This is a genomic window from Stenotrophomonas sp. AC248 (assembly GCF_979258185.1).
The window spans coordinates 4,238,105-4,256,014 of the sequence record NZ_OZ409840.1; the positions used below are offsets into that span (position 1 = coordinate 4,238,105).

Annotated in this window: 4 protein-coding genes; all 4 read right to left on the reverse strand. The window is 70.3% G+C overall.

The genetic code is table 11. The features are described 5' to 3' along the window. Positions 1-414, reverse strand: coding sequence for an ExbD/TolR family protein (locus ACZ0AE_RS19055; RefSeq protein WP_038685716.1), 414 nt, complete (start codon positions 412-414; stop codon positions 1-3). Positions 415-425: 11 nt separating this feature from the next. Continuing rightward, positions 426-2,228 (reverse strand): DUF2341 domain-containing protein, encoded by a 1,803-nt coding sequence (locus ACZ0AE_RS19060; protein WP_463601894.1) that lies wholly within the window; start codon positions 2,226-2,228, stop codon positions 426-428. 33 nt (positions 2,229-2,261) lie between these two features. Continuing rightward, a complete protein-coding gene (locus ACZ0AE_RS19065) occupies positions 2,262-3,887 on the reverse strand; it encodes a ShlB/FhaC/HecB family hemolysin secretion/activation protein (protein ID WP_463601895.1) in 1,626 nt (541 codons plus the stop codon). Between the two features lie 164 nt (positions 3,888-4,051). Beyond that, positions 4,052-17,674, reverse strand: coding sequence for a filamentous haemagglutinin family protein (locus ACZ0AE_RS19070; RefSeq protein WP_463601896.1), 13,623 nt, complete (start codon positions 17,672-17,674; stop codon positions 4,052-4,054). Between the last annotated feature and the right edge of the window lie 236 nt (positions 17,675-17,910).

Sequence of the window (17,910 nt, forward strand, 5' to 3'; positions counted from 1 at the left end):
TCACCCCTGTGGTTTGCCGGTCACCAGGCCAACCTGGTTGAGGTCGATCCGGCGCAGCAGGTCAAGAACCTCCACCACGCGTGCGTACTGCACCTGGGCATCGCCGCGCACGATCACCGGGAAGTCGGGGGTGAGTGCCTTTTCGGTGCGCAGGCGGTCTTCCAGCTCGGCCAGGCTCACCGGGTAGGCGTCGAGGAAGATCTGCCCGGCGTTGTCGACGGTGATCGCCTTGGTCTTCGGCTTTTCCAGCGCCATGCTGGAGCTGGCCTTGGGCAGGTTGACCTGGATTCCCGGAATGGAGGCGTTGCTGGTGAGGATGAAGATCACCAGCACCACCAGCAGCACGTCGACGAACGGGGTGACGTTGATGCCCTTTTCGCGCTTCTTGATGCCGAACCGTTTTGCCCTGGCCATGGTCGTGTGCCTCAGGCCTGGACCGGACGCGCGAAGGCGGCCGGTGCGCTGCGGTCGAACTCTTCGGCCAGGCGCGCGGTGAACTCGTCGACGAACACCGACATGTCCGCGGCAATGGCTTCGGCACGCGAGGCCAGCCAGTTGTAGCCAAACAACGCCGGGATCGCCACGCCCAGGCCGGCTGCGGTACACAGCAGCGCGGCGGCCATGCCGGGGGCAACGGAGTTGATGTCCACCGCACCGGCCATCGCGGCCACCACGAACACCAGCATGATGCCGATCACCGTGCCGAACAGGCCGATGTACGGCGCGCCTTCGATGGTGGTGGACAGCCAGTTCATGCGCTTGGACATGCGCTCGGTTTCACGGGTGACTTCGGCGTCCATCGAGGCGCGGATGGAGGTGATGGCCGCCGCGGTGAGGCCGTGGTGGTGCGAGCCGCGCCCGTCCATTTCTTCCATCGCGATGCGGTACAGCCGCCACAGCGTGGAGCTCTCGCGGATCTGCGGGGCCAGCGTGCCGGTGCGTTCCAGTTCCTGCAGCGAGGCCACCGGTGCGCCGGTGACCTTGCGGTACTGCACGGTGAAGGCCTCGTTGGCCTTGGCGACGATGCCGAAGTAGCGGCTCTTGGTGATCATGATGGCCCACGACAGCAGCAGCATCAGGCCGAGCATGGCCACCACCACCCAGGCGTCGACCGGCATCGCCTTGAGGATGAAACCGAAGTGGCTGACGCCGGCGGACTGTTCGTCTTCGCCGAAGGCAACCAGGCGCGATTCGGCGCCCTGCGCGCTGGCGTCGGCCAGCAGCTGGGTGGCCGGGCGGGCCACCTTGGACACGCGCACTTCGTCGATGTCGCCCAGGAACGGCTGGGCCATGGCCACCGCGGCGGTGGCGCCCGCGGCCGGGGCCACGTCGGCGCCCAGCAGCGCCTCACCGGCCAGCGCCGGCAGGCTGGCCTCGATGCGGGTGGCCTCGCGGCCGCCCACGTACAGCACCACCGCGCCATCGCTGGCAGTTACCGCCAGGTGCGCCCACTGCCCCGCCGCCAGTGCCGGCACCGGTTGGCTGCGCTGCTGGTTGACGCGCACGTAGGGCACGCCGTTGTCGAGGCCGATGATCAGCACGTTGTCGCCTTCGCGGCGGCTGTAGACGGCCTGGTCCGGGCCGAGCTGGGCCGGCTTGATCCAGGCCGAGACGGTCATCGCGCCGTTGGCGGCGATGGCCAGCGACGGCGAACCGGGCAGGTGCAGCGGCTGGCCGGCCAACTGCGCACCGCGCCCGATGATGGCGCCGTCGGCGGCCTTGAACGGGCCGCTGGGGTGGTTGACGTAGGCGGTGGTGTCGCGCGGCTCGTTGCCTTCGGCAAAGTGGTACACCGCGCTGTAGTCCGGGTCGAACACGCGCTGGCCGTTGCCGGCCGCCGGTGCACCGGCGTTGCCGTAGTACATCCACAGGGTCTGCGGCGCGGTGCCGCTGATGGCCGGCACGTCCACCCAGATCAGGGCCATGCCCAGGCTGGCGTCGTACTGCTCCACCTGGTGGTTGAGCACGGTGCGGCCGTCGGCACCGATGAAGCGGATGTCGCTGCCGCCGTCGGCCACGCCGTCGAAGGCGAAGTTGCCGGTGTGCAGGCGCACCAGCACGGGGGTGCGGCCGAGGTTGCCGCCGAGCGCGGCGCCGTTGGGGCCGGCGTCCACGGTGATGGGCTTGCGGTACTTCCAGTCGGCCTGCCACCACGGGGTATCGGCACGGGCGGTGCCGAGCGTGCACATGCTCAGGCAGAACAACAACAGGGCAAGAAGGCGTTGCATGGGAAATATCTCCGGGGAAGTCGGGGGTCGGGCTCAGTAACTGGCGCCGACGCTCAGGTGCAGTCGGTTCGCGCCCTTGGTGGTGGTGGGGCCATCGCTGAGCGTGTGGCCGTAGTCCAGGCGCAGGTTGAAGTGGTCGCTGATGCGCAGGCTGCTGCCCAGGCCGGCGGCGGACATCCAGCTGCTGTCGGCCTGCTCGGGCAGCGGCCGGCGCAGGCCCAGCCAGGCGCCATCGACGAAGGCGTACAGGCGCCAGTCCTGCAGGCCCCACAGCGCGAACGGGCGGGTGCGCCATTCCAGCGTGGCCAGGGCGCCGTAATCGCCGATGCCTTCGGCCGAGCGGTAGCCGCGCGTGGTGTACATGCCGCCGGCGGCGAACTGCTCGCCGGAGACCAGCGGCTGGTCGGTCATCTGCGCCGAGATGCGCGCGAACCACTGCGCGCCGCTGTCCAGGGTGTAGGTGTCGCTGAGGTCCAGCTTGAGCGCGAAGAAGCTGGAATCGGCGTAGGCGCGCTTCCAGTCGAACTCGTCGTCGCTGCTGCCATAGCCCAGCAGGCTGCGCGCGCCGAACACGGCCTGCAGTGCCACGCTGAGCTGGTGCTTGTCGCCCTGGCGGAAGCCGCTGTAGCCCAGCGTCAGCGGTGCGTACTTGAGCGGTGCGAAGTCCGACGCCTGGCCCACCATGGCCACCGATTCGTCCAGGTCCTTGAAGTCGATGCCGACCGACAGCTGGTGCCACCACGCGCCGGTCATGGGCAGGCTGTGGTTGAGCTTGATGCCCAGCGCATGGCCCTTGCCGGTGACGTTGGTCTGGCCGCTGGAGACCACGTTGCTGTCGGAGCGGTAGCCGGAGAATTCCAGCATCCAGTCCGGGCTGCCCAGCGGCAGGCCGTAGGACGCCGACAGCACGTTGGCCTGGTCCAGGTCCTGCGGGGCGGCGAAGAAGGTCAGCGAGGCGGTGTGGTCTTTCTGCCACAGGTTGTCGTGGCCGATGCTGACGATGCTGCGCAGCGGCTCGGTGTCCACGCTGTGGTCGTTGTTGACGGTGGCGCTGAAGCGCCAGGGCGTCTTGTCGTCGACCTTCAGCTCCACGTCCATGGTGCCGTCGGCGGCGCCTTGTTTGACCAGCGGCACCACCTGGCGCTTGCCGCCGCGGTTGAGTTCGGTGAGTTCGCGCTGCGCACCGTCGAAATCGGGCACCTGGCCCGGCTGCAGCGCCGGCACGCGCTCGCGCAGACGCGCGGCATCGTTGTAGCGCGCGCCCACCACGTTGACCTGGCCCACGCGGGTTTCGGTCACCTGCAGGATCACCACGCCACCGCTGACCTGCTGTTCGGGCAGGTCGACGTAGACCGACTGGTAGCCCTTGCGCTGGTACGCGGCCTGCAGCGCCAGCCGCGCGGCGTCCACGTCCTGCAGGGTGCGGTCGGGGCCCAGGTGCGGGGTGACCGCGCGTTCGATGTCGCGTGCATCCAGCACGCTGTTGCCGCGTACCAGGTACTCGTTGATGGTGACGCGCGCAGCGGCCGGCGTTTCGTTGGCAGCGGGCGTAGCCGGGGTGCCGGCCGCCGGTGCCTGCTGGGCGGCGGCCAGCGGCATCACGCACAGCAGGCACAGCGGCAGCGGCGACCAGGCCATCGCCTTGGGGGTTGAAGACATCAGGAGCTTCTCACTGCGGAAGAGGGAAGGAACACGCGCTGCGGTGGCCGCGATGGTGCGCAACGCGGGTAACACCGGCGTTGCACGCACAAGGCAGTTGCGGCGCGTTGGCCGCACCGGGCCGTGGCCACGCGCGGTGGCCGTGGAAATGTCGGGCGTCATGCTCACTGCCGTTGCGGGCCCGGGGCCGCCATGCGCGCACGTTGCTCGGCACTCAATTCGCCCATGCCCACCACCTGCACCACGCTGTCGGGGTCGTAGCGGTCGTCGCCCTTGGCCGGGGTGACGCTGCTGGTCTCTTCGCCAAAGCCGAGCACCTGCACGCTGATGGTGGACGGCTGGGCCTGGCGCGTTTGCCGCTTGACCATGTCCTGCGCGGCCTGCACGGCGTTGTTGGCCGCCGCACTGGCCGAGGTCAGCGCGTTGACGTTCACCGCCGCCACCATCGGGATGCCCACGGCCTTGCCCTGCACCTGGATGTTGTCGGCGTTGAGCACCTGCAGCGCGGCCAGGTTGACGTTGCCCGACACACGGATACCCGCTTCGCCTGCATCGATGGTGCCCAGCGGGGCGATCAGGTCGATGTCGCCCGGGGCGATCTCCGGGATCGGGTTGAGGGTGGCGATGCCGGCGCCGGTGGTGGGCGTGTTCGGCGACAAGCTGACGTTGCCTACGCTGTCGTAGACGCGGCGCTGCGGGGTGTAGACCACGGTGGTCTTGCTGCCGCGTCCGGCGTTGATGTCGCCTTCTGCCGACCAGGCCAGCACGTTGCCGCCGAAGGTGGTGAAGATGCGGCTCTGGCCGAGCAGCAGGCTGCCACGCGCATAGATGTTGATGTCGCCCTCGCCCTGGGTGAGCACGCCCGAGCCCGCCCCCGGCACGAACCCGCCATCGACACCGACCAGCGCGCGCCCACCGGGCACCAGCAGGCTGATGTCGCCGCCGAAATCGGTATGGATGCCGGCATCGTTGACCCGGTAGAACGGCAGGCCTTCGCTGGGACGACCGGCGGCGATCCACTCGGCCTCGGTCACGTAGCGCTTGCCCGGCAGCGGGCGGCGGGTGGCCACCACGTCGCCGGTTTTCTCGAAGTACTGGGCGCTGCTGAACATGGTGAGGTCGCCGCGGTAGGCGATCTCGCTGCCGGTGGCGTCCTTTGCCGGCAGCAGCGTGGCGATGGCCTCGCGGCCGCGCAGGTAGCTGCCCTCGCGCGGGCCGTCCACGTCGGTGTACTCGCGTCCGCCGGCCTTGAGCTCGGCGTAGTACACGTTGCGCAGGAACGCGCTCTGTTGTTCGGCCGGCAGCTGCGCGAAGAACGCCTGCGCGTCCATGCGGGCCGCGTCGAAGTGCAGGCCACGGCCGTTGGCACCGCCGAAGCGGGCGGTGAGCCAGTTGACCAGATGCAGCTGGCTGTCCTGCTTGAACTCGCGGGCCAGGTCGCGGTTGGCCACGCCGGTGGCACCGCTGGCGGTGGCGGCATCGCGCGCCTGGTCCAGGGTCTGCTGCTGTTGGGCCAGGAACGCGCTGGCACCGGCCTCGTCACCGCCGTAGCCGAACTCGCTCTTCAGCCACTGCGCCAACGAGGTGGCGCCGCCATACACGCGCACCACCTTGCCGGCCTGTTCGCCCAGCGCGCGGTTGGGGTCGGCCAGGTTGGCCGCGTCCAGGTAGCGCGCGGCGAAGCCGGTCCAATCCGCACCGTGCGGGCCCACGCCGGCCGCCACGGCAATGGCGGCCCCGCTGCTGCGGTCACCGGCGGCTGCGTTGGCCACCGGGCCCAGGCTGCGCAGTTCGCCCTTGTCGGCCATGTACAGGTCACGGCCGGCGCTGATGTCGAGCAGGCCGGGGCCGGCGATGTAGAAGGTGCTGAAGCGGATGTCACGCCCGGCCTGCACCACTGACACGTCATCGGCGCTGGTGTGCACGATCAGGTTGCCGCGCGCGGTGCCGGCGGCGATGGCGGCCGGCTTGGGCGGCGCAGAAGGATCGCCGCCCTTGAGCTGGTTGAACCAGCCCAGTGCGCCGTTGTTGTTGCCGTACACCGTGCCCACGTTGTCGAACGCACCCAACGGCGTGCCTGAATTGACGATGTCGCGCCCGGCACGAATGGCCACCGCGCCGCCGCCGTCGTACCAGGTGGTGGTGTCGGTCCGGATGGCACCGTTGCTGAGCACGTTGTTGGTGGTGGTGACGATGCTGCCGGTGCGCAGGCCCACCAGGTCGCCGTTGACCGCGTAGTAGCGCGAGGGCGTCTGGCCCACGTACACATGGCCCGATGCGCTGGGTGCGGTGAACGCGAACAGCGGGTACACCTGCGACGAACTGCTGGGCTCGTCGCCGGACAGCAGCACGCTGGGTGCCTGGCCGGTGGGGCTGACGTTGTGCACGAACCCGCGGCCGTACCAGAGCGTGTCGACCAGGCCCACGAAACCGGGATTGAACGGGCTGGGCAGCGCGGTCGGGTCGGCGCCGGACATGTTCAGACCAATGCCATTGGCATAGATCGAGCCGGCCGCCAGCAGTTCCAGCTGGCCGGTACCGTGCGCGGTGAAGACATCGTCCACCGGCGACGGCGCCAGCACCACGCCGGCCACGAAGTACTCGTTGTTGGTGCCCTGGGTCGGCGCGGTGCGCGGGGTGCCGTAGTAGATGCTGCCGCTGGCGGCGGTGGCACGCAGCACCGAGGGATACACATGGTTGCCGTCGGTGGGCTGGGCGTCGGTGCGGGTGTTGCGGTCGTGCATGGCCAGCGACGGGGTGAGGTTGCCACCGGCGGCCATCAGGTCCACCGCGGTGGACGGCGTCCACAGCGAGAACCAGCTCCAGCCACCGTCCTGGTAGGCCGTGCCGTCCACGCTGAAGGGCGTGCCGTTGTTGAACTGGGCCACGCGGCCCGGATCGGTAACGGTGCCCAGCACCAGGTCGCCGCGCGCATCCAGGCGTGCACCGGCATCACCGAGCACCAGCACCGGGCCGCCCGCCGCCGTGGCGGCCGTCGCGCTGTACATGTCGTACGGGCGCGATTCTTTCGCGTCCTGGCGGCTGCCGTAGCGCAGTTCCACCCCGCCGACGGCACCGGCTTCCAGCCGCAGCGCACCGCGCAGGTTGGTGAAGCTGCCGTTGAGCTCCAGGTGATGGAGGTCGTTGACGGTGACCAGGTTGGCCACCGGCGGGCTGTTGCTGCCGGTGTACGAACGCAGCGCAGGGTCGGGATTGAGTCCGCCGCCGATGCGGATGTCCAGGTCGCCGCCGCCGGTCTGCACCAGGGTGCCGTCGGCCGTGACCCGGCCGGTGCTGGCCACGGCCAGGTTGAGACCGGCGCTGCGGTTGATGAAAACTCCGCCGTGGTCACCCCGGCCCTGCAGCATGCCGGCATCGCCGGCCGCGTCCAGCACCAGGTTGCCACCGCCAAGCGTGCCGAACCCGGTGAAGCCGATCAGCCGCGGCATCTCCACGAAGTTGTTGTAGTAGTTGGCGCCGCTGGCCGCAGCCACGTAGGTGCCGAAGTTGATCCACCACGCGGTGGGCAGGCCCTCGGCCCCGCCCTGCACGCTGCCCGTGCCCTGCCGCCACAGCCAGTTGCCCACCGCGGCAGTGGAACTCACCCGATCGGTGGCAATGCCCAGCGCTTCGGGACGCAAACTGCTGCTCGGTCGCCCCAGGCTGTCGCCGACGATGGTGCCGCCGGCGCGAAGCAGCAGGTTGCCGCCCGCCTCGGGATACCAGGCCTGGTACAGGCTCTGGCTGCCGCCGTCGACCAGGTGTTCGAACACGCTGCCCTTGTCGCCGAGCACGGTGTTGCCGATCGGGTTGGAGGGATTGGGCGTCACCAGCGCACGCGGCTGGTTGTACGGATCGTGGCCTTGGGCGGGCAACACCGCCGACGGCGTACCGGCGGTGTACACGCCGTACAGCGAGGTGGTGGCGATGTCGCCGCCGGACACCAGGCGCAGGTCGCCGGTGCCGGTACGCACCACGCTGGGCAGCTGCTCGCGGCCCGGCAGCGTCTTGAATTCCTTGTCCGGTGGGACCTCCGGCGAATCCACGGCGGCGAGGCCCTCGTAACCGAGGTCGTTGAGATTTTCCGGGCCGCTGTAGATCAGGCCCAAGCCAATCAGTTCGGTGAGCTGGTCGTCGGTGAAGCCAGACCCGGAGGTCGGCACGAAACTCAGGATGTACTCACCGAAGAACACGTTGATCATTTCGACGAACAGGTCGGCATCGCCCCAGACATAGGTGGCCGGCGAGCCGGTGCCAGGAATCTCCACCACCGCGCCGCCCTGCCCGTAGTGCGGGTCGGACAGGCGCAGGCTGCCGGTACCGGCGCGGTCGATGGTGAGGCGGTCGGCGCCGGCCAGGTCGGCGCCGGCCACCAGGGTGATGTCCCACGATTGCGAACCGGCCGCCAGCATCGGCGCCAGCGCCCAGATGCGGCCCTGGTTGCCGTCGGCGTCGGTGGGGCGCAGGTTGACCGTGGTGGCACCGCCGGGCAGCTTGACCTCGGTGTCGCTGGGAATGAAGGCGCCCTTGGCCAAGCCCAGGTCGGTGGCCAGGGTGACCAGGTTGCCGATCGGCGAGGCGGGCAAGGCCACGCCTGCCGGCCAGGTCATCGCCGCGATGCGCGCGGCCATCGGCAGGCGCAGGCCGGCGGACAGCTGCGCGCCCTGCGGCAGCGTGACCGCGTCGGCCAGCACGGTACCGGCTGCGTACAACAGCGCGCCGGAGGCATCGTGCACCGCCGCGCCCAGCACCGTTCCCTTGGCCAGGGCCAGCGGCAGCGCCAGGCGCGCATCGGCCGGCAACAGGGTGCCGGCGGCCATCTGCATGTCGCCGATGGGCAGGTCGTAGTTGAGCACCTTGCCCGAGTTGAACACGCTGCCGGCCGCCAGGGTGACCAGCCCGCCGTGCGGCACCACCACGTCGCTGCCGAACAGCTGGCGGCCGGCGGTGAGGTACCAGCCGTTGTCGTCGAAGGTGCTGCCCAGGCGGCTGCCATCGAAGCCATCGCTGATGCTGCCGAACACCTCCAGGTCGCCTTGCGCGCGCAGCACCAGCGCACCGGCTTCACCGGAGCCGCGCACGCTGCTGCGCGCCAGGGCGGGGTTGAGGCTGGCGTAGCGGTGGGCGGACAGGTCCAGGTCACCGTCCACGTGCAGGTTGCCGTCGGCGTTGACGCCCAGGTTGGCCACCACCTCCACACCGGGGCGCAGGTGGAACGCATCGCCGTAGCGGCGCAGGCCGGCCAGGCGGGTGTTGACCAGCGCGCTGTTGCCCAGCGCGGCGTCGATGAAAGTGCTGCTTTGCGCGTGCAGGCGGTCGAGGTAGGCCTGGTCGATGACCTGGTAGCTTTCGCCGGTGGTGGTGTGTTCGGTGCCGGCTGCCGCGCTGTTGTCGGTGATGAAGGCATTGAGCTGGATCGCCCGCGCGCCGTCGATACCGATCGTGCCGCCGGCATCGATGGCCACGTCGTTGCTGCCCACGCGCGGTGCGTTCAACGCCACCGTGCCGTAGCTACGGTCGCTGCCGGCCACGCGCAGGTCCATGCGGGCGCCGCTGGCAATGGCCAGGGTGCCGCTGCCGGCATCGATGTCGATGCTGGCGCGGTTGGGCGCATCGATCGCCACGCCGTAGCTGTCACGGCGCAACACGCTGGCGCTGGCGTCGAGCACCGCCGTGCTGCCCAGGCTGACGCCCTGGCGTGCGGACAGGCGGATGCTGCCGGCCTGTTCGCCGCTGGCATCCACGGTGCCGTTGACGGTGAGCTGGCCGTTGTCCAGGCCGATGTCCACCGCGTGCGCCACCACCTCGTCGCCCAGCACCAGGTCGCCCTGGCCGATGCGGAAGCTGCGCGCGCCGGTCACGCCATCGCGGGTGAGGCGGGTGTTGAGGCCGCTGAAATCGGCGATGGACTGGCCATGCAGGTCGATCCGACCGGCGCTGTAGGGCACCTCGGTGCCGCCGGCGTCGTAATGGCCGCTGCTGCCGCCCAGGAGCGCGCCGGCCAGGTCGATGGCACCGCTGGCAGCACGCACGCTGAGCGCGCCGGCGCGGTTGTTCTGCGCGGCCAGGTCGATGCGCGCACCGGCCGCCTGCTGCACGCTGCCGCTGCGGCTGTCGATCACCACGTCCCCGCCCCAGCTGTACTTGGCGGTGTCGAAGAAGGCGATGCGGCGACCGGCGAGGTCCAGCTGCGCACCGTCGGCCAGGCGCACGTCACCCTGCGCGGCCAGGCGGAGCTTGCCGCTCGGCAGCAGCACGGCGGTGTCCAGCAGCAGACTGCCGGCGCGGCTGTCCAGGGCGATTTCCGCACCCAGCGCGCCGGCCAGGGTGGCGTTGTCGGGGCGGGCGGCGGCACCGTTGCCGGTGACCTGCAGGTTGCCGCCGGCGGTGATGGTGTTGACCGACCCGGCCGCGCCGGTAAGCAGCGGGGTGGTGATGAACAATTCGCCGCCACGGCGTGCATACGACCGCGTGGCCGGGTCCCAGTCGCCCTGGGTCTCGAACACGCTCAGGCTGCCCTTCTGGTTGGCGGTGAGGCGCTCGCTGGCGTTGAGGTGCACACCGGCAAAGCCCAGTGCGAGACGGTCCTGCGTACGCACGGTGTCCGGCTGCGTGCGCGGGCCGTAGCCCAGCACGATCTCGCGGGCGTCCACCACCAACTGGCCGTGGCCGGTGCCCGGACCGTCGGCAATGATGCTGCCGGCCGGCGCCAGCGCGCCGCTCCAGACCAGGGTGTCGGTCTGGATGCGGGCCACGGCGTCGGCATCGCCGTATCCGTAGATGGCCGGCGTGCCCAGCACCAGCTGCTTCAGCGCGGATCTTCCGGTGACCGCATCGAAGGTGGACAGCGACACGTCGCCGTAGAAGTTCACCGACTCGCGTGCGGTCAGCGACAGCGCCTCCAGCGCCGGTGCCCCCACGCTGGTGTCGCCCAGCAGCAGGCGGCTGAGCACGTCCTGGTTGAGGGTCATGCCAGAGGGCAACGTACCGCGCGCCGTGGCGTCGGCAATGGCCTCGGCACTGCCGACATTGATGCCGCCCACGGCCAGGGACAGGTTGCGGGTGCCGTAGCGCACCGCATCGCCGAGCACGAACCGGTTGTCGGTGGCGGTGGCGATGGTGCCTTCGGAGTACAGCCGGGTCTGGCCGGTGCAGGTGTCGCCCACCGCGCACGCGCCGATCTCGATGCTGCCGGCGCCATTGCCCTGGGTGTCGGGCGCGTCGGGTGCCAGCAGGTTGATCTGGCCGTTGGACACCGCCAGCAGCGCATTGCGGCCGGGGGCGTAGATGTAGCCCTGGGTGGCGTCGTAGGCGGCCGCGCCCTGGCCCAGCGTGTTGATGCCCGCGCCCTGCTCCAGCACGATGCCGCCGGCCTGGCGGCCGGTCATCAGGAACACGTCGGCGGCCTGCAGCTGTGCACCGGCACGCAGCACGATGCTGTTGCTGCCCGAGCTGCCCTCGAGGGTGATCACGTTGGCCGACTGCAGCGAGCCGGTGCCTGCGTTGGCATAGGTGCTGCGCAGCTGCCCGCCGATTTCCAGGCGTGCCGCGCCGATGCGGTTCAGCTCGCTGGCATGCACCGACACGCCGTTGAAGTCCGCGCTGGCCTGGCCGCCATCGGCGAGGATTTCGTAGTTGGTGGCATTGACCAGGCGGGCCACCGAACCGGTGCCACCGCTCGCCGGTGCGTCCAGCACGGTGGCGTTGAACTGCAGCGGCGGCAGGTCCAGCCCGCCGGCCACGGCCGGAGGGGTCACGTTGAAACTGATCGCCTTGGCGTCGCGCTCCAGCAACGGGCGCGGTGCGCCTTCACGCGCGGCCTGCTGCAGGGCAAAGGTTGCGTAACTGGTTTCGTTGTACTGCGCGTAGCTGCGCAGGGTATCGGCGGCGGTCACCACCAGCTGGGTGGGCAGCACGTCGCTGCTGCCGGTGTTGGCAATACCCAGCCGTGCCGAGGTGCTCCACGAGCCGTTGCGCATGGCCTGGGTGGTGCCGAAAGCCGCCGCGCTGCCGGCCAGGCCGTTGAGTTCCACCCGGAACGCGCCGGGCAGCAATGCATAGGTGGACGGCAACAGGGTATAGGTGCCGGCCGGCAAGCCCGGCACACCGGCGCCGATGGTGACCTGCTGGCCGATGGCCGGGTCGCCGGCGCCGCGCTCGCTGCCCAGCGGCGCCTGCCCGGCCTGCACGCCCGGCACGATGGCATACACCGGGTTGGTGGCCAGGCCCGGCAGGGTGAAGCCGTCGCGGCCCATCTGCACCAGCGGGTGCAGGCGCGCGTCGGTGGAGCCGCCGCGGCCGGACAGGAACGCCGCACCGGTGAGTTCGCCGCCGCCGGACAGGTCCAGCACCGCGCCTTCCTGCGCGTTCACCGCGTGCGAGCGGAACTCCACCTTCGGTTCGCCGCCCACGCCCTGGTAGGCCACGTCCACGCCGTTGTAGTTGTAGACCAGCCCATCGACCGTGCCGCCGTAGGGCATCACCAGGCCCTTGGCGCTGACCGAGGTCACGCTGCCCGGCAGCAGGTTGACCACCCCGGTGTGGCCGGTGCCGTCGGCGCGACCCAGGGTGATGGTGCCCAGCGGCGCGCGCAGCACGCCGCCCTGGTTGATCACCGCCGCGCCGAAGCTCATGTTGCCGAACACGCTGTACGGCTGCGGCGGCAACGCGGTGCCCACGCGCTGGATGTCCAGCACGCGGTCCGGGTCCAGTTCGGTGGTCAGCGCGCCCCACTCGTTGTACGCGCTGCGCAGGCCCACGGTGACGTTGCCGCTGCCGTAGATCTGCGCGGCCGCCAGGGTGGTGTTGCCCGGCGAGAACAAGTCGGCGGCGCGCAGGCGCAGGTCGCCCTGGCTCTGGATGCGCACCGTGCCGAAGGCATCGCGTTCGACCACCAGCGGATCGACGGCGTTGCGCACGATCTCGCCCTTTGCCCCGAAGCCGACCGCGCCCACCACGTCGACCAGGTCGCCGGCGAAGGTGATCGCCGCGGCGTCGGCCAGCGTGGCCACGCCCAGCGAACCGGTGGCCGGGGTGGCATTGCGCGACCCGGTGACCGGGTTGGGCATGATCGTGTTGTCGATCTGGCGACGTGCCGCGCCGGACAGCCGCAGGTACGGTGCCTCCAACCGGACCTGGCTGTCGCGTGCGGCGTCGGTGGACAGGCCCAGCGCGCTGGCGGTGAGGTACAGCGCCTGGCGCATGCTGAGCGCCACGTTGCCGTCGAAATCAAGCAGGCCGTTGACGTACAGCGAGGCGGTGTCGAAGCCACCGGCCTGGATGGCATCCACGCCGTAGCGCGCCTTGCCGTAGGCCAGGGTCGGGTCGCGTTCACCGGCCACCACGTCGGCCCCCAGGCCGCTGCCGCTGTACTGCTGTTCCATGATCAGCTCGCGCGGTATGCGCACGCCATCGTCCACCTCGGCGCCCTTGCTGGTCCAGCGGTCAACCTGGCCGTAGACCGGGGTTTCCAGGTTCAACGCCAGCGTGCCGCCTCGCGCACCGCTGCCACCGGCGGCGGCATGCAGGCGGCCATCCACGAACAAGCCATTGCTGGCGCTCAGCGCGATCACGCCGCCGTGGCTGGCCACGGGGGTCTGGCCGAGGCCGGGCAGGTCCAGCACCGCCTGCGCGCCGGACGCCTCCAGGCGGGCGCCCTCGCGCACCACCACGAACGCATCGATGGCCGGAAGGTCGCGCGAGGCCAGGTCATGCCGCGCGCCGATTTCGATGGTGCCGCCGTCCAGCACCTTGCCCTGGCGGTCGCCCGTGGCACCCAGCGCGGTGTAGGCGGCGCCGGACACGTCCAGCAGGGCGTGCTCGCCGATCCAGATCGAGCGCGCGTTCGGCATGCCGTTGGGGCGGTTGAGCAGCGGGCCTTCGCCCAGGTCGCCGCCGAGAACGCTGATGCGGCCACCGCGTGCCTGCAGCGTGCCGTCGAGGGTGATCTGCGCATTGCCGGTCAGCTGGATGGCCTGGCCCGGATCCACCGTGATCCGGCTGCCCGTGCCGATCTCCAGGTCAGCGGCGTTCTGCGCGGTACCGGCCGTCAATGACAGGCCCGCGCCCTTGCGCAGCGTCACCGCGCCCATTGCCGGATCATCCTGCTGCAGCGGCGGCAGCCAGGTCGACAGCGCCCCGTGCGGATCCTCGCCGCTGGCCAGTGCACGCGCGGCGGCGAGGTCGACCTGCAGCAGCGGCATGGCCACCTCCAGCTGCGCACCGTCCACCACCGACACGCCGTCGCGGCCGATCACGTTGTACTGCTTGAAGCCGGACTGGAACAGGCCGGTGTCCAGCGCCAGGAACGACTGCACCGGCACTTCGCGCTGCCACACCGTGCCCACCGGCAGGCGTGTGCCGGCCGGTACCGTGATGGCGGCGGTGGCCACGCTGCCGGCGGTGTAGCGCGAGGTCTGCGCCGGAATCGGCAGGCCACCGGGGAACACATTGGCCGGCACCACGTAGCCGGCCTGCAGGTCGGCAATGGTCCACAGCGTGGTGCCGGCCGGCAGGATCTCGCCGGCGTAGCGCACGGGGCCGTAGTTGGCCAGCTGCACGGTGGTGGGCAGCACCCATGCCGCCTGGGTGGTGACCGGCTTGGTGCTGCTCACTTCCGGCCGCACCGTCACCGGCATCGGCTTGCCGCCGGACACGTGGGTAACGGTGATGGAGAAGGTCAGCGGAATGATGTCGCCAGGCTGCAGGATGACATCGGCGGCCAGGCGCACCGGCAGGGTGCTGGCCTGCCCGGCGGCCAGGTGCTCGACGGCGTCGGGGATGTCGCCGCCGATGCTCACCAGCGTGCCGTTTTCGATGTTGAGCGCGCCGCCGCCCTTGACCCCGTGCGCGCGGATGCTGCCATCCAGCGACAGCACGCCGCTGCCCATGTTCTGGCCGGCGGCCAGGGTGACGTTGCCGCCCTTGCCGCCCGCCACGTCGCCGTCCACGCCCATCGCCGCGCCGGAAGACACATCGATCAGGCTGCCCTTGCCCAGGCTGACGTTGCCGGTGCTGCGCAGCGACACGCTGCCGCCGTCGACGAACGGCAACCCGGCGATGGACGCCGGATCCTGCCATTGGTTGGTCCACAGGCCGCGCGCATCGAGGGTGATGTTGTCGCCCACCATGACCTGGTGCAGCAGCGTGTCGCCCGGGCGCGCACTGATCGGCAGATCGAGCCACGGCGTACCGGACGCCGTGTGCTGCACCACCATGTCGCCCAGCGCGATGCTGCCGCCACGGGCGCGCAGGTCGGCGTTGATGCGCACGTCGCTGGCATGCAGGGCGATGCTGCCGCCGTGCGCCACTTCGACGGCCTGGTCCACGTTGATGCCGGCGTGCGCGTACACCGCCACGCCACCGAACGCCTGCGCGTTGAGCCACGCCGCGTCCAGCGCGATCGTGCCGGCGTCGGCGTGGGTGCCCTCACCGACGGTGACCCGCTCGACCAGCGGCGCAGGGCTGAAGCGCTGCTGGCCGCTGTCCTTGTCGTAGAACGGCAGGTAGCCGCCCACCACCAGCTGGCCCTGGCGGGCCACGCTGGTCTGCGCCTGCTGGTAACCATCCAGCGCGGCGTCGCGCGCACGCTGCTGGCGCTCGCCCTGGAAGGTGGTGGTGTCCACCTCGCCCTGCAGCTGCGCCTGGGCGGTGGACACGATCAGCCGGCCGGCGTCGCGGCCCACGGTGTAGCCGTTCTCCAGCTTGCGCTGCGGCGCGATCAGCGGGTTGTAGTAGAACGCGGTGTTTCCCCAGCGCGCGTGGGTGTCTTCAAAGCCGCGGTACAGGCCGGTGTAAAGCAGGTCGCCGGGGGCGGTGGAGGCGTTGTACAGCGTGCCGTCGGCGCCCTTGAGGTGGGTCAGGTTGACGTAGCCGGTCTGCACGTCCAGCGCGCCGCCGGACAGGTTGATGCTGGACCCGCGCGCGGTGGCCACGTTGCCACCGCTGAACTGCACGGTGCCGCCCTGCGCCGACCACTCGCCGATGCCGTGCCCGGTGACGCCCAGGTAACCGCCTACTTCGAGCAGGCCGCCGGCGGTGTACCAGCGGTCGGCCTCGTAGCCGTTGGTGCCGGCCGGCACCAGCACCAGGTCGCGGCGGTCCAGCCAGATGTTCTTGCTGTTGAGCGATTTATCGTCGCGGTTGAGCGGCGCGTCGCGCTGCTCGTTGCCCTGCACGTTGATCTGGACGTTGTTGGCTTCCATCGCGATCTTGACGCCGACGTAGCCGGCCACGTCGATGCGCGCGCCCTCGCCCACCGTACTGCTGCCCACGGCATCCACGAACACCTGGCCGCCGGTGGCCAGGGTGAGGCTGCCGGCCTCGAAGCCGACGTCGCCGCCGCTGCTGACCTGGACGAGCGACTGGTCACGGCGGTGGGCAATGCCGTCACCCAGCTTGTCCGAGTCCTGCACCAGGGTTTCGCGCTGCACGTCCAGCGCGGTGGTGGCGCTGGGGTCGAGCACGATCGCGGTGGTGCTGCCCTCGCCGAACGTGACCCGGCCGGTGGTGTCGCTGCGCTCGGTCTGCAGGTGCACGGTGCCGCGCGTATGCACCGAGGTGGTGGACAGCAGCGTGCCCTGCTGGCGCACGTCGTGACCGGCCAGGGTGATGTCACCGGTGCTGGCCTGGACCAGGCCGGTGTTGCTGACCACGCCGCTGGCGGGGGCTGCATCGGCAGCGGCCGCCACCGGGCTGCGCAGCGTGTTGACCACGTTGCCACGGGTGGTGGAGGTCAGGTTCTGGTCGGTGCCCAGGCCCTTGCGGATCACGAAGGCATCGCCGGCAGCCAGCGTGGTCTGGCCGTTGGCGGTGGTGATCTGGCCGTGGTTGTGCACCTGGCGGCCCAGCATGAGCACATAGCCGCCGCCGTCGGTGACCGAGGCCGGCACGTGCGTGGTGATCTGCGCGCCGCGCTCCACCACCACATCGCCGCTGGCGGCGGCATGGCTGAAGCTGCTGGCGGTGGTGGTCACCTCGTTGCCGAAGGTGGGAATGAAGCCGCTGCCCTGCGCGTCGCTGTACAGGCCCTTGCGGAACTGCGCATCGCTGATGTTCACCGCCGCGGCGGCCAGGTTCTTGACGTTGACCTGGCTGCTGCCGTCGAACACCACGCCGTTGCGGTTGACCAGCATCACCGTGCCCTGGCCCTGGATGCGGCCGAGGATCTGCGAGGGTCGCGCGGAGGGGTCATTGACCCGGTTGAGCAGCGACCAGCCGGCCTGCTGGTCGAAGTCGACCACGGTGTTGCGGCCGACGTTGAAGGTTTCCCAGTTGAGGATGGCCTTGTCGGCGGTCTGCGCGATGCTGACGGTGGTGGTGCCGTCCTTGCTGCTCTGCACCGGGCCACTGGCGTTGGACCAGCCGCGGGTCAGCGCGTCGTCGTCCACCTTCAGCCCACCTTCGCCCAACCCGTCGGGCACGCCGCCGGCACGCAGGCGCGCGGCATCGCGCGCGGTCTGCTGCATGCGCTGCTGCATGGCGATGGCCTGGGCGGCGGTGTTGAGGTTGTCCAGCGAGGTCTTGAGCGTGTCGCGCGCCTTCTGCGCCTGCGCATCGGTGCGCGCCAGGTTGGACGGCATGCCGTTGGGCAGGCGGCCGCTCTGCACCGCGTTCTGCTGCTGCACGCCCTTGTTGGCGAACCACGCCGGGCCGAAGGCCTGCTGCGCGGTGGCGCTGGCCACCACGCCGCCGGCCACCAGCATCACTGCGATGGCCTGCGCCAGCGGACGTACCTGCGGCGTACGCAGGGATGCACCGACAACCGAACCGTTCTGCTGCTTCACCATCGCCGTCACCCGTCGCAATATCGTTCGCTGATAAGGACAAGCGCAGGTCACCGCGTTACGCGGCACGCCTTTCCCTGGCAACGGGAAACAGCGTGACAGGGCAATGCGTTGCGCTTGTTACGCTGGATAAGACGCGGATAGGTGGCAACGACTGAACCGTTGCAATAAAAAATTCATCTGCACATGACGCCGCTGCGATTTGTGCCGTGCGCGTCATCGCGCTGTCATCGCGGCGT